Raw genomic sequence first — 20,116 nt, 5'->3', positions numbered from 1 at the left:
TGCTCCTGAGTCACGAATTCTGGGTGCGCAGGCGGTAGCCGTGCATCGAGGTGAAGAACGGCGACGGCTCCAGCGTGGGATCGCCGGTGTAGTCGAGTTCCTCGGCCACGGAGGCGAACGGGGAGTACTGGGAGTCCGTCTGCCGCAGGCCCTCGGCGAGGCATGCGCAGGCGGCCGTGGCGACCCGCGCCTCGATGTCCAGACTCTGGGTGATGGCCTCCTGGGCCTGCGTCTCGTCGAGTTCGACGCCGTACGGGGTGCCGTCGGCGCGGCGGTAGGGGTGGCCCAGGTAGAGGTGGCGCGGGCGGATCTCGTCGCGCAGGTACGCGAGGCCGGCGCGGTAGGCGTCCGGGTCCGTGTACCCGGGGAAGCCGTTGGCGGCTCCGTGGACCTGGACGGCGTCGCCGGTGAAGACGGAGCGCTGTCCGTCGACGACGTACGCGACCGAGCCCGGGGTGTGGCCGGGGATCGCGTGCACCGATACGGTGACGTCTCCGCCGAGGGAGAGCGTCTCGCCGCCCTTGACCAGCAGGGAGGGTTCCATCTCGCCGGAGATGACGGCGTTCGCGGCGGCCGTCACCTTGGCCTCGCCCTCGGGGTCGGCCAGGTACCGGCCCCGACCGGCGAGGTACTCCTCGACGTGGGCGCGTCGCGAGCGGAGCAGCGGTGCGTCGGCCTCGTGGATCACGACCTGGGCACGGCGTCCGGTGAGCTCCCACAGGGCGTGGGCGCCGCCGACGTGGTCGATGTGACCGTGGGTCAGCAGGATCCACCGCACGTCCTCGATGCGGCGTCCGATCGCCTCGAGCGCGGGGGCCATGCCCTCGGTGGGCGAGGAGGCGATCCCGGTGTCGACGATCGCCGGTTCGGGCGCGTCGATGAAGAAGCTGTACAGGCCGAAGCGGCCCCACGGTGAGACCAAGGGGTGGACGGCGACAGGGTCGTGCGTCATGGTGTTCCCTCCCTGCGCGTTCAGCGCCGGCCGAGGAAGGCGGCGGTCTCCTCGAAGACCCGGTGGTAATCCGGGATCCACGAGAAGTGCTGGACGAAGCCGTGGCCCACGCCGGCGTACCGGCTGACCGTCGCCGGCACGCCGGCGTCACGCAGCCGCGCGCCGTAGAGTTCGCCCTCGTCGCGCATCGGGTCGTGCTCGGCGGTGACGACCAGGGCCGGCGGAAGGCCGGTGAGGTCGGCCCGCTTGATCGGCGACACGAGCGGGTCGGCGGGGTCGGCGCCGCTGTCGAGGTAGAACGCGTTGAACGGCTTCAGGCCCGCGGTCTCCAGGCCGTAGCCCACGGCGTTCTCCCGCAGGGACGGGTAGCGGTCGACGTCGAAGTCCAGGTCTAGCGACGGGTAGTACAGGATCTGGTGGGTGATCCGGTCGAAGCCGTCGTCGTGGGCCCGGGCGGCGACGGCCGCTGCAAAGGTGCCGCCGGAGCTGTCGCCGGCGACGGACAGAGTGGTGCCGTCCCAGTCCAGCCCGTTGTCGTCCTGGGCGGCCCAGCGCACGACCGCGTAGCAGTCGTCGAGGCCGGCCGGGAAGGGCGCCTCGGGTGCCAGGCGGTAGCCGACGGAGACGACCTTGAGGCCGGTCTCCTTGGCCAGCGAGCGGGCGACGTGGTCGTGGGTGTTCAGGCTGCCGAGGAAGAAGGCGCCGCCGTGGAAGTACACGAGGATGCCGTGGCGATCGGCCTCGGCGGGGGTGTAGATCCGGACCGGTACCTCGCCGGTGGCCGTCGTGGCCGTCACGTCCTCGACGGCGTGCAGCGGCAGGCGCTCCTCGGGCGGGGCGACGTGGGCCTCGTCAGCGGCGCGCATCGCGACCGGGTCGAGGGGGCCCGCGGGCGGGGCCGGCAAGGTGGCGAGGAACTTGGCGATCTCGGGGTGCAGTGTCACGGGGTCACTCCTGTCCGGCGGCGGCGGGCTTCTGGCTGGGGAAGACGTCGTTGATCTCTTCCTCGGTCCAGCCCTGGCGCGAGACGCGCTGCAGTTCGTCGGTCACCGGCTTGCGGGTGGCCTGGTAGAGGTCGAGGGCCTCCTTTAGGGAACCGGCCTGCTTGAGGGCGTCGGCGAGCGCGCCGCCGTCCTCGATGGCCGAGTTGGCGCCCTGACCCTGGTGGTGGAGCATCGAGTGGGCGGCGTCGCCGACGAGGACGACGGAGTCCGTGTGCCAGGTGTCGACGGGGTCGATGTCGTACACGGCGCGGATGTTCACGGTGTCCATGTCGAGGTCGCGGGTGATGCCCACCAGGCGCTCGTCGAAACCCTCGACCGTCTTGAGTAGGTCCTCCTTGGTGACCTGCGGCGCCCAGGTGCCGTCCGGGTTCAGGGCGGTGATGTCGAAGGACACCTGGCCGCGGTGGCGCAGCGGCAGCAGGTAGACCTTGGTGCCGCGGCCGATGTACATGCGCAGGTTGTCGTCGACGACCATGCCGTGGGCGGCGTCGGCGGAGATCACCGTGCGGTAGGCGTGCTCGCCGGAGAACACCGGGGGCTTCTGGCTGAACAGCTGGTGGCGGACGACCGACTTGATGCCGTCGGCGCCGACGACCAGGTCGGCATCGACCGAGGTGCCGTTGGCGAAGGTGAGGACGGCACCCTCGCCCTTGTCCTCGACGCTCTCCAGCTTGTGGCCGAGGTGCACCATGCCCTCGGGGAGCACGCCCATAAGGGCGTCGATGAAGTCGCCGCGGTGGATGAGGTGGGTGTGGACCTGCTCGCCGGCGGCGGGCCACGCTTCCTTCATGATCGGGTCGCCGGTGGCGGTGAGGATCTCGAAGTAGTCGCTAGGCGAGGTGACCTCGGCGATCGCGTCGAAGATCCCCCACCCGCGGAAGCGGTTCATGGTGGAGGGGCGCAGACCGATGCCGGCGCCGACCTCGCGGATCCGGGTGGCCTGCTCGTAGACGTCCACGCGGGCACCCAGGAGGCTGAGCGCCTTGGCGGCAGCCGCGCCGCCGTACCCCGCTCCGACGACGGCGATCTTGAGGTTCTTGATGTCCGAGAGCTGCATCGTTGGTTCTCTCTACTTCTGGAGGGTCAAAAAGGCGGCGGGGTTGTCGACGAAGATCGTCTTGATCGCGGTCTCGTCGAGGCCGGCGGCGCGGAGGTCCGGGATGAGGTCCTCGAAGATGTAGTTGACGGTGTGGCCCTTGACGCCGGGCCAGCCGAGCGGTGAGCAGTTGGCGTCGGCGGAGGCGAGGACCTGGTGGATCCGGCGGCCGCCGTCGATGAAGCGCAGGAAGTGGTCGAGGCGTTCCTTGCGTGGGCGGGCCCAGAACGGCGGGTCGGGCAGCTCGGTCTCGTAGCCGAAGGTGTCGAAGCCGATACGGCCGCCCCGCTCGGCGATCCACACGTCGCGGGTCTTGTCGGCGTTGACGCCGTCGTCGACGTGCCCGAACAGGACGCGGTCCAGGGGCAGTCCCTCCTCGTCGAAGATCGCTATGGCGTTCTCGGCGTCGATGGCAAGGTGGGTGAGGATCGGCACGCCGGTGCTGAGGGCGGCGCGGGCGGCGGCCCGGTAGATCCGCTTGTCCAGGTCGGTCATCCGGCCGCCCCGGCTCACACCGACCTTGATGACGCCGGCGAGGCTGCCGGTGTCCCCGATGCCGACGGTGATCTCGTGGACGAACTGCCGCACCAGGTAGTCGACGCCGGCATTCGCGAAGTGCGGCAGGGCGGTGTCGCCGCCGACGAAGCCGGTGCAGGCGACGATGTGCACGCCGGTCTTCGCGGACAGGGACCTGTAGTAGTCGACGTCACGGCCGTTGCAGATGCCGGTGACGTCGACGAACGTGCCGCCGCCCAACTCGTGGAACCGGCGCAGCTTGGGGACGGTCTCCTCGTACCGCTCCTCGGGCGTCTTCCACCACTTGGTGTCCAGCTCGGAGCCGGGCATGCCGTATCCGATGTGCTCGTGGACGGCGACGAGGCCCAGTTCCTCGGCCGGGACCGGCCCTAGGACCGTGTTCACTCTCGACACAACACTCACCTTTGAGAAAGAGACTTGATGGTCGTCGGTGCCGGTGCGCTTAGCGCACCGACAGCAGGTCCCGCGGGTTGTCCACGAGAATCCGGCGCGTGTCCTCGTCGCTGAGACCCCGGGCCCTCAGCAGCGGGACGAAGCTGGTCAGGACGTGGCTGTACGGCACGTCGGTGCCGGTGTGCCCCTTGGCGACGCCGGTGGCGCTGCTGGACAGCAGGACCCGGCCGGCGAGTCCGGCCCCGGCCAGCTCGGCGACCAGAGCGGTCCGTTCTGCGTCGGTGACGTGGTCCTCGTCCTCCGTGCCGACGTGGTCGAGGGCGACGTAGGCGCCGCGGCGGGCGATTTCCCGGGCCGCCCCGGAGGTGACGGCGTCCTTGCGGTCGAGTCCGCCGACGACGACGCGGTCGGCGGGCAGCTTCTCCTCTAGGACGACGTCGAGGTCGTGCACGGCATCGGCGCCGTGGCGGATGGAGAGGGGGACGCCGGTGGCGAGCGCGGTCCGGGCCGCACCCCGGAACAGGCTCTCGTCGGTCGCGGTCATGCCGGTGCGGGTGGCGGTGGTGGCCACCAGGCCCGCCGGGCCGCGGCGCTCGACGCGCGGGACGACCATGCCCTCGGTGACCTCCTTGGTGAAGAGGTCGGCGAACTTCTCGGCCGGCCACGGTGTGGGCGGGTTGGTCTGCGGGGTGAGGAAGTAGCCGCCGAGCATGTCCTCGGGGCCCTGCCCGGTCGAGGCGACGATGTGCACGCCCGTCGCACGGGCGAGGGTCTCGTAGAGCCGGACGTCGCGGCCGTGGAACATGCCGGTGCTGTCGACGATCGTGCCGCCGCCGTGGGCCTTGAAGTCCTTCAGCCTGGCGGCCAGGGTCTCGAAAATCTCGGCGCGGTCGAGGGTGATGTCGTAGGCGTGCTCGGCGCCCGGCACCACCGACAGCAGCGCCTCGTGGACCGAGACGACGCCCAGCTCGGCGGCCGGCACCGGGCCCAGGACGGTGTTGACGGTGTTGCTCTCGACGCTCATGCGCATGCCTCACATGTCCGGTGTGGGGTGCCCACGCACCCCTGTGGCTGCCGTCACCGTATCGATTTGCTTTACACGCCGTCAATGAAACGAACACCACGGAAAAACAATTCGCCATGGGTTGCGCGAGCACTTCGGAACCCCCTTGTGCGGGTCCGGATGGCGTGCGACATGCACGTCGTGCATGTCGGAGCATGCCAAGCATTCACTTGCTCGATGTAAGGGCGGACATTTCACTGAGGGGCATGAGCACCCCGCCTGCCTCCGACGTTGACCTCTTCGCCGACGAAGTCGTCCTCGACCCGTACCCCGTCTACGCCGACCTGAGGGAACGCGGCCCCGTCGTGCACCTGCCACGCAACGACGTCTACGCGTTGACGCGGTACGACGTCATCCGCGGCGCCCTCGGCGACTGGGAGTCGTTCTCCTCGTCCTCGGTCGCATTCAATCCGATGGCCAACAAAGCGCTGACCGGCACCTCGCTCGCCTCCGACCCGCCCGTGCACACCCAACTGCGCGCCACGCTCACCGAGAACCTCTCCCCGCGCGCGCTGCGCGGCCTGAAGGGCTCGATCACGGCGAAGGCCGACGCCCTCGTCCGCGAACTCGTCGCGATGGGCTCCTTCGAGGCCATCGACGCGCTCGCCCGCGCCTTCCCGCTCGAGGTCGTCGCCGACCTCATCGGCTTCACCGGCGAGGTGCGCGCCAACATGCTGCGCTGGGGGCAGGCCGCGATGCAGGTCCTCGGCCCCATGAACCAGCGCACCGCCGAGAACTTCCCGATCGCCGGCGAGCTGTACGCCTGGTGCTCCCAGGTCACCGCCGGCGACCTCGCCGAGGGATCCGTGGGCCGCGGCATCTTCGACGCCGAGGCCCGCGGCGCCATCCCGCCGGACTCGGCCGGCCACATCATCCACCAGTACCTCGGCGCCGGTGTCGACACGACCATCGCCGCCATCGGCAACCTCGTCGCCCTCTTCGCCCGCCACCCCGAGCAGCTCGCCCTCGTCCGCGAGGACCCCTCGCTGGTGCCCGCCGCGTTCAACGAGGTGCTGCGTTTCTGGGCTCCCCTGCACGCCTGGGGCCGCCGCGTCACCAAGGACGTCACGATCGAGGAGGTCGACATCCCGGCGGGCGCGCAGGTGGCGATCCTGTTCGGCGCCGGCAACCGGGACCCGCGCCACTACGAGAACCCGGACGCGTTCCTCGTCGAGCGCAACCCGGTCGACCATCTGTCGTTCGGCTACGGCCCGCACGGCTGCGCGGGCCAGGGGCTCGCCCGGCTGGAGGCTCACGCCGTGATCGAGGCGCTGTCCCGGCGGGTCGAACGCCTCGTCGTCGGACCCGAGGTCCGCGTCCCCGGCAACACCACGCGGAGCATCGAGGAGCTCCCCGTCATGGAGGCGATCCCCGCATGAAGATCATTCTCGACCGCCCCCGTTGCGAGGGCCACGGCCTGTGCGAGGAGGCCGCCCCGCAGCTGATGCACCTCGACGACGAGGGCGAACTGGTCCTGGACCGCGAGGAGTTCGACGCGGCCGACGCCGCCCTCGCCAACGCCGCCGTGCGGGTGTGTCCCGTCGCGGCCCTGAGGATTGCATGAGCGCCGCGGCCCCCGGGCGCGTAGTCGTCGTCGGCAACGGCATCGCCGGGCTCACCGCGGCCGACACCCTCCGCGAGGCCGGGTTCGACGGCGAGCTGACCATCGTCGGCGACGAACGGCACCCCGCGTACAGCCGCCCGGCCCTGTCCAAGGCGCTGCTGCTCGACGGCGACGACCTGACCGCGCACGAGCTGCCGCCCGCCGGGCACGGGGCGACCGAACTGCTCGGGGTACGGGCGACCGGCCTCGACCTGGACCGCCAGCTCGTCTCCCTCGAGGACGGCACGGCCCTGCCGTACGACCGTCTGGTGCTGGCCACCGGGTCGCGGGCCCGGCGGCTGTCCAACCTGCCCGGCGAGCTCACCCTGCGCGGGCTCGACGACGCGCTGGCCCTGCGCCGCCGGGTGGCGGCCGGACCGTCGGTCGTCGTCGTGGGCGGCGGCCCGCTCGGCATGGAGATCGCCTCCGGCTGCCTGGCCTCCGGCTGCGAGGTCACCCTCGTCTCCCAGGGCACACCTCTGCGGCAGCAGCTCGGCCCGTATCTCGCCAGCGTCTTCGTGCGGGCCGCGCTGGAGCGGGGACTCCGGCTGGTGGAGACCGCCGAGGCCCGGCTCGAGGACGGCGGCGGGGGGCCGCGGGTCGTGCTCGCCGAGGGCGGTGTGCTGGAGGCCGAGGTGGTGCTCACCGCCGCGGGCGACATCCCCAACACGGAGTGGCTCGCGGGCTCCGGGCTCACCGCGCGGGGCGCCGTCGAGGTCGACGCGCGCGGCCTCGTCCGGCCCGACGTGGCGGCCGTCGGGGACCTCGCGGCCTTCCCCACCGCGCGGGGTCCGCGCCGCGTCCCCCTGTGGAGCAGCGCTATCGAGCAGGCGAAGGTCGCGGCGCGGGCGCTCCTGCACGGCGAGGCGACCCCGCCGCTGCGGTTCCAGCCGTACTTCTGGACGGAGCAGTTCGGGCTGAGCCTGAAGGCGGTCGGCACCCTTCCCGTGGAGGGCGAGCCGGAGTACGCCGACGGGGAGCCCGGCGGTGGGCCCGCGCTGATGCGCTGGGCGCACGCGGACGGCACCGCGGACGTCGTCGCCCTGGACTACCGCCTACCGATCCCCCGGCTGCGCCGGATGACCCAGGCGGCCGCGTAGGCTGCGCCCCATGAGCGCGGAGGAACGGGGCACCACGAGTTCGGGCCTGGACCGGCTGGCGTCGGTCAACCTGAACCTGCTGGTGCCCCTTCTCGCGCTCCTGGAGGAACGGTCGGTGACCAAGGCCGCGGAGCGCGTCGGCCTCTCCCAGCCCGCGATGAGCCACGCCCTGACCCGGATGCGGCGCCTGCTCGGGGACGACCTGGTCGTCCGGCAGGGCAGCGGCGTCACGCTGACGCCGCGCGCGCTGGAGCTGGTGGGGCCGCTGCGCAGCGCCCTCCAGCAGACGGCACGCATCGTGAACTTCCCCGTCTTCGACCCCGCGACGGACCGGCGAATCATCACGGTCGCCATGACGACCAGCACGGCGTTCGTCGTCGGGCCCCGGTTGACCCGGCTCGTCAGGGAGCGCGCCCCGCTCGCCACGCTGCGGCTGCGGACGATCACGGTGCCGAGCGAGTCGACCTTCACCGATCAGGGCGTCGACGTCGTGCTGATCTCCGAGGGGCACTTCTCGCCGTACCCGCGGGAGCGGCTGTACGACGACCGGGTCGTGGTGGTGGCCGCACCGGACACGCCCGCGCAGGCCGACGCCCTGGAGCTGCTGACGACCCAGCCGCACGTCGTGGTCGACACCGACCGGCGGGTCTTCCCCTACTCGGTGCTGGAGGACAAGGGCATCCCCTACCGGGTCGGGCAGCTGAGTTCCGACTTCCTGCTGGTGCCCTTCCTGGTGGCCCGCGCCGGCGGTGTCGCGCTGCTGCGGCACCAGGTCGCCGTCGCCATGCGGCGGCTCTCCGATCTGCGGATCGAGGAGTTCCCCTTCCCGCTTCCCGGGCTCGGGATCGACATGGTGTGGAATCCGAGGCTGACCGACCAGCACTTCGTCGCGTGGCTGCGGACGCTGCTGCTGGAGGTCGCGGCGGGGCTGTGAGCGCCGGTCAGTTCAGCAGGCGCACCCAGCTGTCGGCGAGCTCCTCCAGCATCTGGTCGCGGGTCAGCTTCCAGTCGGAGCCGTCCCAGTGCTGGGCCACGTAATCGAGCTGGGACATGGCGAGCACACCGCGGAAGTGCCGCTGGTGGGGCTCGAAGCGGCCGGCCGCGGTGAGGCCGTCCTCGATGTCGCTGACGGCCTCCTCCAGCCAGCGCTCCACCAGGTCGGGCAGGTCCGGATCGATCACCGCGGCGTCCCGGCCGATCCGGATGATCGGCCGGATCACCGGCCAGCTCTCGGCGGTCCGGCGCAGCCAGGCCAGGATGGCGTCCCGTGTGCCGTCGGCGACCGTGGTCACGAGGTCCTTGGCGGTGGAGCCGTGTTCGGGCGAGCGGACGCGCTGGAGCGCCTCGTTGAGCTGCTCGTCGATGAGCGCCCGCATCAGCTCGCTGCGGGAGGGGAAGTATGCGTAGAAGGTGACGCGTGTGGTGCCGGCGGCGGTGGCGATGTCGTCCACTGTGGTGGCGGCGTATCCCTTCGCTTTGAAGAGCTTGAGTCCCGACTCCAGCAGCAGACGGCGGGTCATCTGCTTCTGTGCCTCACGAAGGGTGGCCATGCCGGAGATCCTAACCCCGTCCCGGCACGGCGAACGCTCAGCTTACGCACAGCCCGTGGTGCCGACGTCGTGTGCAGCCCTCAGTCCTTCAGTTCGACGTCCAGCCGCTCCCGCAGGGCTGCGACGGAGCTGCCGTACGTCTCCAGGACCCGGACGCCGTCCGGGCCGACGGCGAAGATGCCGCAGTCGGTGTAGGCGCGGTGGACGCAGCCCGGCCCGGTGAGCGGGTACGTGCACGCGGGCACGAGCTTCGGGGCGCCGTCCCGGGTGAAAAGCTTCATCATCACCAGGACCTGCCGGGCTCCCACGGCGAGGTCCATCGCACCGCCCACGGCGGGGATCGCGTCGGGATCGCCGGTGTGCCAGTTCGCCAGATCACCGTGCTGGGACACCTGGAAGGCGCCGAGGACGCACACGTCCAGGTGCCCGCCGCGCATCATCGCGAAGGAGTCGGCGTGGTGGAAGTAGGCCGCTCCGGGCAGCTCGGTGACGGGCACCTTGCCGGCGTTGGTGAGGTCGGGGTCGACCTCGTCGCCGGTGGCGGCCGGGCCCATGCCGAGCATGCCGTTCTCGGTGTGCAGCACGACTCCGGCGTCCCGCGGCAGGTGCTCGGCGATCCGGGTCGGCTGCCCGATGCCGAGGTTGACGTAGGAACTGGCCGGGATGTCGCGGGCGATCCGGGCGGCGAGTTCGTCGGTGGTGAGCGGACCGCGGTCGGTGTGCTCCACGGCGGGGGCTGCGGCGGTCGTCATCAGCGGGCTCCTTGCACGGTCAGCCGGCGGGCCTTGGCCCGCACCAGGCGGTCGACGTAGATGCCCGGGGTGACCACGGTCTCCGGGTCGATCCCGCCGGCGGGCACGATCTCGGTGACCTGGACGACGACGGTACGGGCTGCGGTGGCCATGACGGGGCCGAAGTTCCGGGCGGTCTTGCGGTACACGAGGTTGCCCATGGTGTCCGCGCGGTGGGCCGAGATCAGTGCCACGTCCCCCTGGATCGGGAACTCCAGGACGTGGACGCGTCCGTCGATCTCCCGGGTCTCCTTGCCCTCGGCCAGGGGCGTGCCGACGCCGACCGGGCTGTAGAAGGCGCCGATGCCGGCCCCGGCGGCGCGCATCCGCTCGGCGAGCGTGCCCTGCGGCACGACCTCCAGTTCGACCCGGCCGGCCCGGTACAGGTCGTCGAAGACGTAGGAGTCGCTCTGCCGGGGGAAGGAGCAGATCACCTTGCGCACCCGGCCGGCCTTGAGCAGCGCGGCCAGGCCCACGTCGCCGTTGCCGGCGTTGTTGGAGACGATCGTCAGGTCCCCGGCACCCTGCCGGATGAGGGCGTCGATCAGGTCGAACGGCATGCCGGCCAGGCCGAAACCGCCCACCAGTACGGTGGAGCCGTCCTCGACGTCGGCGACGGCCTCGTCGGGGCCGACGGCGATGGTCGTGGTCATCCCAGGCTCACCTCGTCAGTCACGTTCTCCAGGACGACGGCGAGGGCCTGGCCCACTCCGATGCAGATGGCCGCGAGGCCCCAACGCCGGCGCCGTTCGCGCAGCACCGCGGCCAGCGTGCCGAGGAGGCGGCCGCCGGAGGCGCCCAGGGGGTGCCCGAGGGCGATGGCCCCGCCGCGGGTGTTGACGCTCTCCGGGTCCACGTCCCAGGCGTCTACGCAGGCCAGCGACTGGACCGCGAACGCCTCGTTCAGCTCTACCGCGCCGACGTCGGCCCAGCCGATGCCGGCCCGGCGCAGCGCCTTCTCGGCGGCCTCCACGGGGGCGTAGCCGAACATCTGTGGTTCGACCGCGTGCACACCGCGCCCGGCGACCCGGGCCACGGGGTCCCGGCCGATCCGGCCGGCCGCGGCGGCGGTGCCCAGCAGGAGGGCCGAGGCGCCGTCGCTCAGCGGTGAGGCGTTGCCCGCGGTGATCGTCCCGTCCGGGCGGAACGACGGCTTCAGGGCCGCCAGCTTCTCCAGGGAGGTGCCCGGGCGGATGCCCTCGTCGCGGGCGAGTCCGTCCACCGGCACGACCAGGTCGTCGTAGAAGCCCTCGTCCCAGGCGGCGGCCGCGAGGCGGTGCGAGCGCACCGCGAACGCGTCCTGGCGTTCGCGGGAGAGGGAGAACTTCTCCTGAAGCAGTTCATTGCACTCGCCCAGCGAGACCGTCCACTCCTTCGGCATCACGGGGTTCACCAGCCGCCAGCCGAGGGTGGTGGAGACGGCCGTGACGTCGCGGGCGGGGAAGGCCCGGTCCGGTTTGGGCAGCACCCAGGGGGCGCGGGTCATGGACTCCACGCCACCGGCGACGACGATGTCCGCGTCGCCGGACTCCAATGCGCGGGAGGCGATGATCGCCGCGTCGAGGCTGGAGCCGCACAGCCGGTTCACGGTCGTGGCGGGCACGCTCACCGGCAGTCCGGCCAGCAGCGCAGCCATCCGGCCGACGTTGCGGTTGTCCTCGCCGGCGCCGTTGGCGTTGCCCCACACCACGTCGCCGATCGCGGCGCGGTCCAGGTCCGGGGTCCTGTCGAGCAGGCCGGTCAGCGCGGTCGCGGCGAGGTCGTCGGGCCGCACCCCGGCGAGCGCGCCGCCGAACCGGCCGAACGGGGTGCGGGCCGCCGCGTAGAGGTAGGCGTCGCTCATGCCGCGCCCCCGGCGAGGGCTGCCTCGCCGACGGCCGCCGAGGAGAGCGGGATCGGCGTGAACATCTCCGGTTCCTGGTCCGGCGTCAGGGCGGTCGGCCCGTACAGCCAGTCCGTGAAGGAGTAGTCGTAGGTGTCGCGGGCGCGCAGCAGGGCGTTGCGCTGCTCGCGGGCGAGACCGTCGAGGTGCCACAGTTCGCCCCACTTGCGGGACGTGGTCAGCACCCGGCGGCAGTGCTCCGGCCGGACGGCCTCGTACGCGGCGAGCGCGGCCGCCCAGTCGACCGTGCCGTCCCCGGCCCGGTTGCGGGCGACGTGCTCGCCCAGCACCCAGCCGTCCTCGATGGCCATGATGGCGCCCTGCGCGATGTACTGCAGCGGAGGGTGCGCGGAGTCGCCGAGGAGGGCGATCCGGCCGTGCACCCACTGCATGATGGGGTTCCGGTCGAACATCCGCCACCACTTGTCCCGCCACATGAAGGGCAGTCCGTCGCGGACGAAGCCGCAGGTGCCGGCGAAGGCGGCGTCGAGCTCGTCGGGCGTGCCCCAGTCGTCGCGGCCGGCGAGCGCCTTGGGTGACTCGAAGACGGCGACCTGGTTGAGCATCTCGCCGCCGCGCAGGCCGTAGTGGACGAAGTGGCAGCGGGGGCCGATGTACACGACGACCTCGCTGAGGTCGACGGACCGCACGCGCTGCTGCTCGGCGGGGACGGTGCCGCGGTAGGCGACGTACGCCGAGGACACGGGCTGGTCGTGCGCGAACAGCTTGCGGGCGGCCGAGTGCAGGCCGTCGGCGGCGATCACCATGCCGGCCTCGTGGGTCGCGCCGGAGGCGACGGTCACGCGGGCCCCGCCGTCGGTGTTCTCGTACGAGGTCACCTGGGCGTCGTTGATCAGCTCGACCCCGGCGCGCTCGCAGGCGCGCAGCAGCAGGCCGTGCAGGTCGCTGCGGTGGATGACCAGGTAGGGGTAGCCGTAACGGCTCTCCAGGTCGCGCAGGTCGAGGCGGGTGAGCTCCTCGCCGTCGACGGCGTCCCGCATGACCATCGCGTCGGGGACGACGCCTAGGCTCTTGGCCTCGTCGAGGAGGCCGTAGTCGTCGAGGATGCGGGTGCAGTTGGGGGCGAGCTGGATGCCGGCGCCGACCTCGCCGAAGGCGGGGGCGCTCTCCAGCAGGCGGACGGCGAGGCCCTGGCGGGTGAGCGAGAAGGCGGCGCCGAGGCCGCCGATGCCGCCGCCGACGACGATCACATCTGGATGGGACATGAGTGCACTCCTCTACAGCCAGGGGCCGAGCTCGGGGGCGTGGGTGAGCGAGTGGGGCCGGCCCGCCAGCCAGGCGGCGACCTCCGGCAGAGGGCCGTCGGGCAGCTCGGCGAGGCCGCGCTTCGCCTGGATCTCGGCGACGAGCGCGGCAAGGAAGCCCTTCGGCAGGTCGGCGAAGGTGACGACGCCGGTGCCGAGGTCGACGGCGTGGACGCAGACCTCGCGGGCGCGCACCCACGGCAGTTCGGTGGCGGGCACGGTTCGGCCCTGGGCGGTGACGACCTGGTGGCCCCACTGCTCCTCGGTGAGCCCGTCCAGTCCGGCGGCGAGCTTCTGCGCGGAGTCCGTCAGCCAGGAGCGCAGCTCGTCGGCCGACAGGGTGGGGCCCTTGGCGATGCCGGCGGCGCGCTCCTCGGCGGAGGCGTACATGGGCCTCTCCTCGCCGGTGGCCGCCCAGCACACCAGGTTGCCGAGCGCGTCGGCGTTGGCGGCGACGTGCGCCACCAGGTGCTTGCGCGTCCAGTCCGGCAGCACGCTGGGCGCCGAGAAGGCGTCCTCGTCCAGGCCCGCGACGGCGTCGAGCAACAGTTCGGTTCCGGTACTGGCCCAGGCGCGGGCGTCCTTGAGGGTGCGGGGGGCGTCGGTCATCCCTCGACCACATTGTTGGTGCAGGCGCCGAGGCCGGCGATCTCCGTGACGACGGTCTGGCCGGGCAGCAGGAAGACCTTCGGGTCGCGGGCGTTGCCGACGCCGGCCGGGGTGCCGGTGGCGATGACGTCGCCGGGCTTCAGCGTGATGACGGTGGAGATGTACTGGACGAGGAAGACCGGGTCGAACAGCAGCGTGCCGGTGTCGTCCTGCTGCATGACCTCGCCGTCGACGACCGTCTTCACCTTGAGCGCGGGGCGTACGCCGCCGACGTCGTCGGGGGTGACGACGTACGGTCCGAGCGGGGTGGTGGCCTCCCAGATCTTTCCCTGGGTCCACTCGATGGTGCGGAACTGCCAGTCGCGCAGCGAGATGTCGTTCATGACGGTGAAGCCGGCGATGGCGTCGGCGGCCTGCTGCTCGTCGGCGCGCCGGACCTGCTTGCCGATGACGACGGCCAGTTCGACCTCCCAGTCCAGGGAGTCGGTCTCGGCCGGCTTGGCGATGTCGTCATTCGCGCCGATCAGGGTCTCGGCGAACTTCGGGAACAGGGTCGGGTGGCTGGGCAGGTCCCGGCCCATCTCCTTGATGTGGTTGGTGTAGTTGTGGCCGACACAGACGACCTTGGAGGGGTTCGGGACGACCGGCGCGAAGTCGGCGCCCTCGACGGGGTAGGCGGTGCCGGACGTGGTGGCGGCCTTGCCCAGCCAGTCATCCTCGGCGAACAGCTCGCCCAGGTCGGCGTAGCCGAGGTCGACGAGAGTGTCGCCGTCGAGGCGGACCGCCCGGGTGCCGTCGGCGGTGCGGAGGGTGGCGAGCTTCATGGTCAGCGGTCCTTCTGGGTGCGGTCGAGCTTCAGCGCCTCGAAGACGGGCGCGTCTGAGAAACGGAATAGGTCGAGGGCGCCGGCGTCGGAGTCGGAGTCACCGGCCTCGGACTTCACGGAGAACGGCTCCCAGGACGGGACGACGAACAGGTCGCCGCGCGTGACCGTCCAGGACGTGTCGCCGACGGTGACCACGCCGGAGCCGTCGAAGACCTGGTAGACGGACGAGCCGGTCTCCGCACCGGGGCGGTCTCGGCGCCGCGGGCGACGCGGTGGAACTCGGCGCGGATCGTCGGCAGGACGTCGGAGCCGTCGTGCGGGTTGGAATAGCGCACGGCGGCGTGCCCAGGCTCGATGGTGCCGCCGAAGCCCTCCTTCTCCAGCAGCAGCTGGTCGGCCAGCGCGGCGTCGGTGTACTGCCACTTGTATGACAGCAGCGGGCTGCCCGGAGTGGCCGGGGTGGCCGGGGTGGCCGACAGCGGGCGCAGGCCGGGGTGGGCCCACAGCCGCTCGGAGCGGGACCGCTCGGGGGTGATCCGCTCGGCGTCGCCGATCTCGTCGCGGCCGAACTCGAAGAACTGCGCCTCGGTGACGTACTGGAACGGGATGTCCAGGCCGTCGATCCAGGCCATCGGCTCGCTGGTGGCGTTGTGGTGGGCGTGCCAGTTCCAGCCGGCCTGCGGCAGGAAGTCGCCCCGGTTCATGGGCACAGGGTCGCCCTCGACGACCGTCCACACGCCCGAGCCCTCGACGACGAAGCGAAAGGCGTGCTGGGTGTGCCGGTGCTCGGGCGCGTCCTCACCGGGCATCAGGTACTGGATGGCCGCCCACAGCGTCGGCGTGGCGAAGGGCCTGCCGCCGAGCGACGGGTTGGCCAGCGCGATCGCGCGGCGTTCCCCGCCCCTCCCGACCGGCACGATGTCTCCGGCCTGTGCGGCCAGCTCGCGCAGCCGCTCCCAGCGCCACAGGTGCGGCACGGCGCGCGAGCGTGGGTGGGCCGGCATCAGGTCGCCGATCTCGGTCCACAGCGGGACGAGCAGCTCCTGCTCGAAGCCCCGGTACAGCTCCTCGAGCTCTGGGGTGACCTCGGGCTGCCCCTCCGCGGCGACGGCCTGGAGCCGCACCGGGAAGCCCGTGGCGATGTCTTGGGTGAGGGAGGACTCAGTCACGGAGTCAGCGTGCATGGCGTCTGTGGATGGAACATGGGGATTCTGCATAGCAGAATTCCGGAGGGTCGGGAGGGTCGCGATGGACAAGCCGCTGAAGACTCCGCCGCCCTATCCCATCGCCAGCGTGGACCACGCGCTGCGAGCGGCGGCCATCTTGCAGATGGAGGGCGGCGCGACCGTGGCGGAGCTCGCGGAGCGCCTGGGTGTCGCCCGGTCGACGGCCCACCGCATCCTGGCGATGCTCGTCTACCGGGACTTCGCCGTGCGGGGCGAGGACCGCGTCTACCGCGCGGGCCCGGTGCTGGAGCTGGCCGCTCACTCCCAGTCGCTCGTGTCACTGCTGCGCACGGTGGCTCTTCCTCACCTGCATCGGGTCGTCGATCTCCTCGACGAGACGGCGAACCTGATCGTGCGCACCGGGGAGACGGTGCGCTTCATCGCCAGCGTCGAGTGCCGACAGGCCCTTCGGGTCGGGTCCCGGGAGGGGATGGTCTTCCCCGCCCACCGCACCACGGCGGGACTCCTCCTGCTCGCCCACCTGACCGACGAGGAGCTGGAGAACGTTTACGCCCCCGAGCGCTACCGCGACCGCCCGGCCGACCGCCCCGACCTCGCGCGGCTGCGGACGGAGCTCAGACGCCTGCGCCGCAACGGTTTCGCCGTCAACAAGGAGCGGTCCGAGCGCGGTCTCGTGCCGTCGGCGTCCTGGTGCGCGGCCGGGACGGCACCGCGCTGGCCGGCCTTTCCGTCTCGATGCCCAGCGTGCGCTACGACCCGCAGCGCCTGCGCTCGCTGGTCGCCACGCTGGAGGCCGCGGCGCACGCCCTGGAAGAGGACTGGGCGGGCCAGCCGTAAAGCCCCACCCGCCACCCTTACTTGAAGAACAGTGTCTCTACCTCACGCACATTTCCTTGACGTGACGTAAAGCAAAGTGTCATTCTCCACGGCACCACGCCGGACGCGCGACGTGCCCTTTCCCCCACCGCGTGCGCGGAGCCGAGCGCTTCCACGCTTCGGGTTCCCGCTTCCGGGAGACCCGAAGTTCCAGTCAGGGAGAATCAGCGATGACGCTCAACAACGGGACTGCGACGTCCCCGGGCCCAACCGCGGGGGCCGCCCGGAAGCCGGGCTACGCGGGAACATTGGCTGCCGCCTGCGGCGCGGTCTTCGTGGCCCAGGTCGCGAACGCGCTGCCGGCCTCGCTGAACGGACTGTTCCAGCAGGACCTGAACACCCACGGCTCGCAACTCACCTGGATCACCGCCGCGTTCATGATCTCGGTGGTGTGCTTCGAGTTCACCTTCGGCGTCCTCGGCGACCTGTTCGGACGCCGCAGGCTCGTCGTTGCGGGCACTGCTCTGGTCGCCGCCGGCAGCACCGTCGCCGCGCTGGCCCCCACCGTCCAGGTGCTCTGGCTCGGCGCCGCTCTGAACGGACTGGGCGCCGGGGCCATGTTCCCGGGTTCGCTCACCGCACTGACCGCCGTCACCCGCGACATGCGGCAGCGGGCGCACGCCGTCGCGGTCTGGAGCGGGTTCCTGTCCGCCGGCGCCGCCGTCTCCCCCCTGCTCGGCGGCATGTTCGCCAAAGTCGGGTCGTGGCGCGGCTCCTTCTGGGTGCTCGTCGGCCTCGCCCTGGTCAGCATGGTGCTCACCGTGGCGCTGGCCACCGAGTCGAAAGCACCCGAGGGCCGCAGGCTCGACGTGGCCGGTCAGACCACCTTCGCCCTCGGCCTCATCCTGGTGCTGTACGGCGCCGTCGAGGGACCCGAGTCGGGCTGGACCGCCCTGCCCGTCATGCTCTCCCTCATTCTCGGCACAGTCTTCCTCGCGGGATTCGTCGTGGTGGAGCTGGGGGCCGAGTCACCGATCTTCGACCTGCGGCTGTTCCGCAACCGCGCCTTCGCCGTGTCCTCCGCGGCGGCGGTCATCGGTATGTTCGCCTTCCTCGGCGCCTGCTTCGCGACGAGCATGTGGCTGGGCCCGGTGCAGCACCAGGACCCCATCCGCGTGGCGATCCCCTTCCTGCTCCTGCAGGGGCCCGCCTTCCTGCTCATCCCGGTCGTCTCGCGGTTGCTGCACCGGGTAGCCCCGACCTGGCTGCTGACCTCGGGATTCGCCCTGACAGCAGTCGGCTGTCTGCTGTGCGCCCGGCTGGACGTCACCGATCCCCGGCTCGGCGCGCTCGTGGTGCCCGCCCTGCTGATCGGCATCGGCTTCGCCCTGACTGTCAGTTCCGTGACGGCCGTGGCGCTGAATAGCGTGCCCCCGAGCCTGGCCGGCATGGCCAGCGCCACCACCAACATGCTGCGTGACCTCGGCTTCGCACTTGGCCCGGTCGTGGTCGGCGCGGTGGCCCTCAGCAACGCGGGGTCGGCTTTCGTGGCGAACCTCTCCGACGCCGGCCTGCCGACCGCTCAAACAGCGGCGGCACACGAGATCGCGGCAGCCGGCGGTCCCCTCGCCGTGAACAGCCTGCCACTCGGCGCCACGGGCTCCGCTGCCCACGGTCTGGCCCTCGACGCCCTTGGCAGCGGGTTCGGTACCGCGTTCCTGGTATGCGGCGCGGCGGCCGCCGTCGCCTGCGCGCTCACCGCCTTCGGCATGGTCGGCCTCCACGCCCGCGGTGCCGCCGGGCAGGATGTGACTGCGCCCGCCCAGCCCGGTCACGACAACGGGCCGGAACCGGCTGCCGGCGCCGTGCATCCCTGACCTCCGTATCCTGCCGGACGCCACCGGGACGATTGTGGCGCACGGCCCGTCCGCCACACGCCGCTGGGCTGCGGCAGGGCCCGGTTCGGGAGCCCTGGGCCGCCCGCCGCTCGAACCTTGCGCAGCGTGGGTACAACCGCCCCGGGCACCGAAGCCACGCACCCGACCGCCGATCCGACGAGCCGCACTCGAATACCGGCGACCACACGCCCGCTCATGCACGTCGGCCAACATCCTCCGCCAGATCGCTGCAGCGTCCAGTGCCGTGCCCATCGCTCCCAAAAGCTCGCACACGGCCTGGGCTCGTGACCAGCGTGGGCAAAGCACGCGGAGCTGGCTCGGCAGCGGGCCTCGCGGAAGATACCGCTACCCACGGCGTGTCCCCCGTCACCATCGCGCCCTGCCGAGGGAGACCGGCACGAGCGTTCCGGCGGCCCGTAGTGACCGACGGACAGTGGTCGACGCTCCGAAAGGAGCTGGCGCTACCGCCGGCCCCCCTGCTGCAACAGCGCTTCCCGTCGAGTGTCACTGCGCAGCCTTCGAGCCGCCGTCGATGGGAATGGTTTGCCCGGCGATGGACTTGGCGCTGTCGGAGGCGAGGAAGAGCGCCAGTGCGGCGATATCGTCGGGGTCGGTGAAGCATCGGCCCGCTGCGCCGTCCGGGTACCCGGTACGGAAAAATGGCGCTCGTTGAAAAACCGACCCCCTGCTCGGGGGTGACTCCACACCTGCTTAGTGGATCTCCCCACCCATGGCACCCGACCTGCGAACGGACGCCACAGGCGCAGTCCGGCCGACCAGTGGCCGGAGAAGCTGCCTCGCATGCCATGCCCGGCGGGCGCGTGGCACCTTCGGCTGTTTCGATGGTGGAAGTGTGAAGGGAGACGCTGGTGTCTGTGGCCCGGTCGTTGTCGCCTGAGAGCGTGACCGAGCTGACCCGGGCGCTGGACCTGAGCGGGGTGTTCGCCAACGGCGCGCTTGGCGGGGTGCTGGCCCGGGCCAGTCGTCTGGATCTGTTCGGCTTCCTGGTCATCGGCATCGTCTCCGGTCTGGGCGGTGGAATCCTCCGCGACACTCTGCTGCAGCACGGCACACCTGTGGCCTTGACCGACTACACCTATCTCACGGTCGCCACTGCCGGCACCCTGCTGGCTTTCGTAGCCGATCTGAGCCGCCACGCGTCCGGTTGCGCCTTCAACGTCCTGGATGCCTCGGCGCTGAGCGTCTGGGCGGTCGCTGGGGCGCAGAAGACGCTCGCTGTCGGCCTGGGGTGGCTGCCGGCCGTGTTGCTGGGCACCATCACAGCGGTCGGCGGCGGTGCGATCCGGGACCTGCTGCTCGCGCGGACCCCTTCCATCTTCGGCGGCGCACCGCTGTACGCGACCGTCGCGATCGTGGTGAGCGCGGTGATGGTGGTCTGCAGCCGGTTCGGCGTACCCACCGTAGGCGTCCTGGCCGGAATCACGATCGGTATCTCGCTGCGGCTGGCCGCGTTCCACTGGGGCTGGAAGCTGCCGAACAGCCGCGATTGGCGGCCGGGGACGACCAAGGACCGGGATCCCTGA

General features: G+C 71.6%; 20 protein-coding genes and 1 pseudogene. 7 read left to right on the top strand and 14 right to left on the bottom strand.

The genetic code is table 11. From position 1 onward, the window contains the following. Window positions 1-10 precede the first annotated feature (10 nt). Genes FRZ03_RS10275 through FRZ03_RS10255 form a run of 5 tightly spaced genes read right to left on the bottom strand, consistent with a single transcriptional unit; the run spans window position 11 to window position 5,006 of the window. A complete protein-coding gene (locus tag FRZ03_RS10275; RefSeq protein WP_146464839.1) occupies window positions 11-952 on the bottom strand; it encodes an MBL fold metallo-hydrolase in 942 nt (313 codons plus the stop codon). Window positions 953-972: 20 nt separating this feature from the next. Further along, window positions 973-1,896, bottom strand: coding sequence for an alpha/beta hydrolase (locus FRZ03_RS10270; protein WP_146464838.1), 924 nt, complete (start codon window positions 1,894-1,896; stop codon window positions 973-975). Between the two features lie 4 nt (window positions 1,897-1,900). Beyond that, window positions 1,901-3,013 carry an FAD-dependent oxidoreductase gene (locus FRZ03_RS10265; RefSeq protein ID WP_146464837.1) on the bottom strand — a complete coding sequence of 371 codons (1,113 nt, stop codon included), beginning with the start codon at window positions 3,011-3,013 and terminating at the stop codon, window positions 1,901-1,903. 12 nt (window positions 3,014-3,025) lie between these two features. Then, window positions 3,026-3,982: a phosphotriesterase family protein gene (locus FRZ03_RS10260; protein ID WP_146464836.1), complete on the bottom strand. Its 957-nt coding sequence runs from the start codon at window positions 3,980-3,982 to the stop codon at window positions 3,026-3,028. Between the two features lie 49 nt (window positions 3,983-4,031). Next, on the bottom strand, window positions 4,032-5,006 hold the full coding sequence (locus FRZ03_RS10255) for a phosphotriesterase family protein (protein WP_146464835.1): 975 nt from the start codon (window positions 5,004-5,006) through the stop codon (window positions 4,032-4,034). Between the two features lie 245 nt (window positions 5,007-5,251). Here FRZ03_RS10255 and FRZ03_RS10250 point away from each other — a divergent pair, with 245 nt between their 5' ends. The 4 genes from FRZ03_RS10250 to FRZ03_RS10235 are packed head-to-tail and all read left to right on the top strand — an operon-like array spanning window position 5,252 to window position 8,682. Continuing rightward, window positions 5,252-6,424 carry a cytochrome P450 gene (locus FRZ03_RS10250; RefSeq protein ID WP_146464834.1) on the top strand — a complete coding sequence of 391 codons (1,173 nt, stop codon included), beginning with the start codon at window positions 5,252-5,254 and terminating at the stop codon, window positions 6,422-6,424. Beyond that, a complete protein-coding gene (locus FRZ03_RS10245) occupies window positions 6,421-6,609 on the top strand; it encodes a ferredoxin (protein ID WP_146464833.1) in 189 nt (62 codons plus the stop codon). Before FRZ03_RS10250 ends, FRZ03_RS10245 begins: the two co-directional genes overlap by 4 nt. After that, the gene (locus FRZ03_RS10240; RefSeq protein ID WP_146464832.1) at window positions 6,606-7,748 is read left to right on the top strand and encodes an NAD(P)/FAD-dependent oxidoreductase; all 1,143 of its coding nucleotides are present in this window, start codon (window positions 6,606-6,608) and stop codon (window positions 7,746-7,748) included. The genes FRZ03_RS10245 and FRZ03_RS10240 overlap by 4 nt, the downstream gene beginning before the upstream one ends. A 10-nt stretch (window positions 7,749-7,758) precedes the next feature. After that, a complete protein-coding gene (locus FRZ03_RS10235; RefSeq protein ID WP_146464831.1) occupies window positions 7,759-8,682 on the top strand; it encodes a LysR family transcriptional regulator in 924 nt (307 codons plus the stop codon). Between the two features lie 7 nt (window positions 8,683-8,689). Here FRZ03_RS10235 and FRZ03_RS10230 read toward each other — a convergent pair whose 3' ends face one another. From FRZ03_RS10230 to FRZ03_RS10195, 8 genes and pseudogenes are all read right to left on the bottom strand, one after another. Beyond that, a complete protein-coding gene (locus tag FRZ03_RS10230; protein ID WP_146464830.1) occupies window positions 8,690-9,298 on the bottom strand; it encodes a TetR/AcrR family transcriptional regulator in 609 nt (202 codons plus the stop codon). 80 nt (window positions 9,299-9,378) lie between these two features. After that, window positions 9,379-10,050: a 3-oxoacid CoA-transferase subunit B gene (locus FRZ03_RS10225; protein ID WP_146464829.1), complete on the bottom strand. Its 672-nt coding sequence runs from the start codon at window positions 10,048-10,050 to the stop codon at window positions 9,379-9,381. Continuing rightward, window positions 10,050-10,742 (bottom strand): 3-oxoacid CoA-transferase subunit A, encoded by a 693-nt coding sequence (locus FRZ03_RS10220; protein WP_146464828.1) that lies wholly within the window; start codon window positions 10,740-10,742, stop codon window positions 10,050-10,052. Before FRZ03_RS10220 ends, FRZ03_RS10225 begins: the two co-directional genes overlap by 1 nt. Beyond that, window positions 10,739-11,932: a thiolase family protein gene (locus tag FRZ03_RS10215; RefSeq protein WP_146464827.1), complete on the bottom strand. Its 1,194-nt coding sequence runs from the start codon at window positions 11,930-11,932 to the stop codon at window positions 10,739-10,741. Before FRZ03_RS10215 ends, FRZ03_RS10220 begins: the two co-directional genes overlap by 4 nt. Continuing rightward, a complete protein-coding gene (locus tag FRZ03_RS10210) occupies window positions 11,929-13,182 on the bottom strand; it encodes an FAD-dependent oxidoreductase (protein WP_146464867.1) in 1,254 nt (417 codons plus the stop codon). The genes FRZ03_RS10215 and FRZ03_RS10210 overlap by 4 nt, the downstream gene beginning before the upstream one ends. A 27-nt stretch (window positions 13,183-13,209) precedes the next feature. Beyond that, window positions 13,210-13,845 carry a maleylpyruvate isomerase N-terminal domain-containing protein gene (locus FRZ03_RS10205; protein ID WP_146464826.1) on the bottom strand — a complete coding sequence of 212 codons (636 nt, stop codon included), beginning with the start codon at window positions 13,843-13,845 and terminating at the stop codon, window positions 13,210-13,212. Then, a complete protein-coding gene (locus FRZ03_RS10200; protein ID WP_146464825.1) occupies window positions 13,842-14,669 on the bottom strand; it encodes a fumarylacetoacetate hydrolase family protein in 828 nt (275 codons plus the stop codon). Before FRZ03_RS10200 ends, FRZ03_RS10205 begins: the two co-directional genes overlap by 4 nt. A gap of 2 nt (window positions 14,670-14,671) precedes the next feature. Then, window positions 14,672-15,840 (bottom strand): annotated as a pseudogene (locus FRZ03_RS10195) (cupin domain-containing protein). A gap of 79 nt (window positions 15,841-15,919) precedes the next feature. On the opposite strand from FRZ03_RS10195, the gene FRZ03_RS40970 reads away from it, so the two are divergent. Next, entirely contained in the window at window positions 15,920-16,720 is an 801-nt protein-coding gene (locus FRZ03_RS40970) for an IclR family transcriptional regulator (protein ID WP_464862187.1), read from the top strand. Between the two features lie 184 nt (window positions 16,721-16,904). Then, window positions 16,905-18,551, top strand: coding sequence for an MFS transporter (locus FRZ03_RS10185; protein ID WP_146464824.1), 1,647 nt, complete (start codon window positions 16,905-16,907; stop codon window positions 18,549-18,551). Window positions 18,552-19,076: 525 nt separating this feature from the next. Here the strand turns inward: FRZ03_RS10185 and FRZ03_RS10180 are convergent. Beyond that, window positions 19,077-19,277 (bottom strand): SDR family oxidoreductase, encoded by a 201-nt coding sequence (locus tag FRZ03_RS10180; RefSeq protein WP_146464823.1) that lies wholly within the window; start codon window positions 19,275-19,277, stop codon window positions 19,077-19,079. 197 nt (window positions 19,278-19,474) lie between these two features. Here FRZ03_RS10180 and FRZ03_RS10175 point away from each other — a divergent pair, with 197 nt between their 5' ends. After that, window positions 19,475-20,116 carry a trimeric intracellular cation channel family protein gene (locus FRZ03_RS10175; RefSeq protein ID WP_261398829.1) on the top strand — a complete coding sequence of 214 codons (642 nt, stop codon included), beginning with the start codon at window positions 19,475-19,477 and terminating at the stop codon, window positions 20,114-20,116.

The organism is Streptomyces misionensis (assembly GCF_007896895.1).
In the GTDB taxonomy this organism is placed as follows: Bacteria; Actinomycetota; Actinomycetes; order Streptomycetales; family Streptomycetaceae; genus Streptomyces; species Streptomyces misionensis_A.
This window is presented reverse-complemented; position numbering and strand designations above follow the sequence as displayed.